The organism is Cupriavidus sp. WGlv3, assembly GCF_023952475.1.
GTDB lineage: Bacteria > Pseudomonadota > Gammaproteobacteria > Burkholderiales > Burkholderiaceae > Cupriavidus > Cupriavidus phytorum.
Map to the genome: position 1 here is coordinate 1 of NZ_JALHRX010000073.1, position 2734 is coordinate 2734.

General features: G+C 55.7%; 1 protein-coding gene and 1 pseudogene. One reads left to right on the forward strand and one right to left on the reverse strand.

Going from position 1 to position 2734, the window contains the following annotated elements:
- Nucleotides 1-844 precede the first annotated feature (844 nt).
- Nucleotides 845-1672 carry a sterol desaturase family protein gene (locus MKD38_RS30395; RefSeq protein ID WP_012354745.1) on the forward strand — a complete coding sequence of 276 codons (828 nt, stop codon included), beginning with the start codon at nucleotides 845-847 and terminating at the stop codon, nucleotides 1670-1672.
- A gap of 73 nt (nucleotides 1673-1745) precedes the next feature.
- On the opposite strand, the pseudogene MKD38_RS30400 reads toward MKD38_RS30395, so the two are convergent.
- Nucleotides 1746-2169 (reverse strand): annotated as a pseudogene (locus MKD38_RS30400) (transposase family protein); the annotation flags it as partial.
- Nucleotides 2170-2734: the final 565 nt, after the last annotated feature.

A 2734-nucleotide genomic window follows, 5' to 3' on the forward strand; every position in this document is an offset into this window, starting at 1 on the left:
ATCGTCGCGCTGACGTCCGCTGGAGGTATTTCAGCGGCCTGTTAGTTCCCAAGCTAAACGCTCCATGCCGGCCTGGAACCGTGTCCGGTCGGAGATATCCTCAACTACCCGTTCTCGCACACTGAGGCCGAAAATTCGAGGTCTTGCATTTCGGCTTTGAGTTTTAAAGATATCGAACTTCAACGCGCTGAATCAATGCAAGCAATGCGATCGCGAGAACGATCCTGTCGCACATGGTCCCGACCAAGGCGTTCTTCTTCGCGGTCAATCTGTCAGGTGGCGTAACGGTATTCAAGGCCGGCATCGGCGTGTGCGGCCTGGGCGGGCTCGTCTCCAAACTTGAACGCCCATGCGCTCGACCAACACCGATGGCTAGTACGATGTGGCGCTGGCGGCCTTCAGCGACATCTGGATCCGGTCCAGCCAATCTACATTGGGTCTGTCGATACTGTCAGGATCGCCGCCACCTTTTCGACAATCCTCATCGAACAGCGGCCCTGCGTCATAACCCGTTTGCCGTTATGGCGGGATTTTCTGAGATTCCGGCGTAGACCAGAACTGCGGAGGTGTGAGAGTCATTTGGGATTCGAATGAGTCCCATCCAAACAATCGATTGCCAAACTTCGAGAAATGTCGACCTATCCGTGATAGATTCCAACGGTGGCAGATCTCTGTGTGAATACGCCATGGAATGTAACGTCAAGATTGCTTGGTTTTTGTGCGCGCGATCCGAGCGAAAATGGCTTGAGCGACATATCGCGTTTCCATTGGCCTAAAATCTCCACCAGAAAGCATACAGCCTCGTTGACGGAGTAGACAATTGCACCTTTTTGATGTAAATCAGATGGCCGGGTTTTTCGTAAACTCGTTCAAGTTCGTAGCGATATTCGCTACCGTCTGTGTCGCGCTCGAGCTGATGTTTCCGGCTTATCGATACAGTTTTGCGTCATATGTTCGCGGAGTACGAAATTGGATCATTCGCCTTGGGTTCGCTGCAGTTGTCTGGCACGTCTACGCTGTGGCTCTTGAATGGTTAGGGGTCAAGCCGCTCCTGACGGTGAATTTCGGGACGTTGTTTCACTCTGACAACGCAATTATTAGCGCGGGCTTCGGCGTTCTTTCAGGCGTTCTAGTCGCAATTGCCGCTGATTTCTTCCGCTACTGGATGCACCGTGCACAGCATGCTATTCCATTCCTGTGGCGCATGCACGCCACCCATCATTCTATCCGCGAACTGACGGCTTGGAATTGTGCTCATCACTTATCTGAGCCGCTTATTTATGCTTTTTTCGTCGCAATGCCGCTCGCTCTGATCCGCTTCGAATCTGGCGTCGTGCCAACTGTTGCCCTGACGCTGATTGCCTTTCAGGTCCACTTGTCTCACTCGAGCACGCGAATTCATCTTGGGCTGCTACGATACATCGTCGGGGATGGCAAGTTCCATCGTATTCACCATTCAATAGAAGCGCGTCACAGGGGCCGAAACTTCGGGACATTTACGACGCTCTGGGACACGATTTTCCGTACGGCGTACTGGCCGACAAAGGACGAGTGGCCGGAAGTTGGCCTCGCAAGCCAGTCTGAACCGATCACGGTGCGCGATTACCTTATGTTTCCTTTTGACCAAAGCCGCTGGCGCAAAGCGACGGTCGGAAGTGGCGTACGGAATTAAGGTTATCGATTAAGTGCGGTGCACACCTCATGACGGCTTGTCGCACTTGTGTTGCTGCCAATTGAATCGCGGAGTTGCCGGTCACGCGGTGGCTGGGCCGCTCAAATGCGACCGAGCTTGGTATTGATGTGCAGCAGGTCACCCGGAGCGGCCTGTTCAAAGCGCATGACGGGCTCGCGTGGCTGAAGACCCGCGAGCCTGGACAGGCTAGCGCGCGCGAGCACCGGCTACAGTGGGTTCGGAAACACCAACATTGCGGGCGATTTGCCGCTGGAGCATACGCCGTTGGCTCAACTCCACGATCAACAGGGCCTTGGACGGGTCCTCCACGGCGAGCGGCCCGGCCGGGACGAAGCGTCGGCACGCTACCGGCCAGACAACGGCCCAGCCACTTGAGCCGTCGGTGCTGTAACGCAATGGCTAAGCGGTTGCTTCGGGACACTCAGACCATGTTCGGTGATGTCTTGGATCTCGGGTCGGCGGGCGAAGGTTGGCATTCTTATGGGTTTTCATCCGGCTGAGCTCTTGGAAGTCTGGGTGTTTGGCGACTTCCGGTTTTCCAGACTCAGTTCAGATGAGCCACGATACAACGCATTACAGCTTCACATCCAGTGCGGGGTGAGCTTCAACACCGAGTGGGTGCGGAACTGGTGTGACTGGTTTGGCGCGCAGTTTCCCCGTCGGGCGAACGCCGGACGCGTCGCACCGGGCTCCGCTTGGCACCTCGATGAACGTATGTCAGGGAGGAACTCAGATCCGCTCTTCCCGCAGAACTCGGCCCTGGTGAAAGGCTTCAGAAGAATTCTGCACCGACACGGTCGCAAGCTACAACTCCATTTATAAAGACGCCATGTTCAGGGGTTGGATGTCTTGCCCATGCTAGACGAAAGATCCACTATCTCTCCTGGCACGCAGGAACGACGCTGACATCCGCGAGAAGCGCCCTACGAGCGAAAGCGTGTCCGACAGGAACGGGCGTAAGCCTTCGAGGTCTGGCTACGCTCGGCGCTGAGCAAGGTATCGTCCAAAAGCGATACCACGAAGCCGATGGGCTGCGCATTA

Bases quoted from the DNA above. Each gene is read 5' to 3' on its own strand.
- MKD38_RS30395 (WP_012354745.1), top strand. From the start codon at position 845: ATGGCCGGGTTTTTCGTAAACTCGTTCAAGTTCGTAGCGATATTCGCT.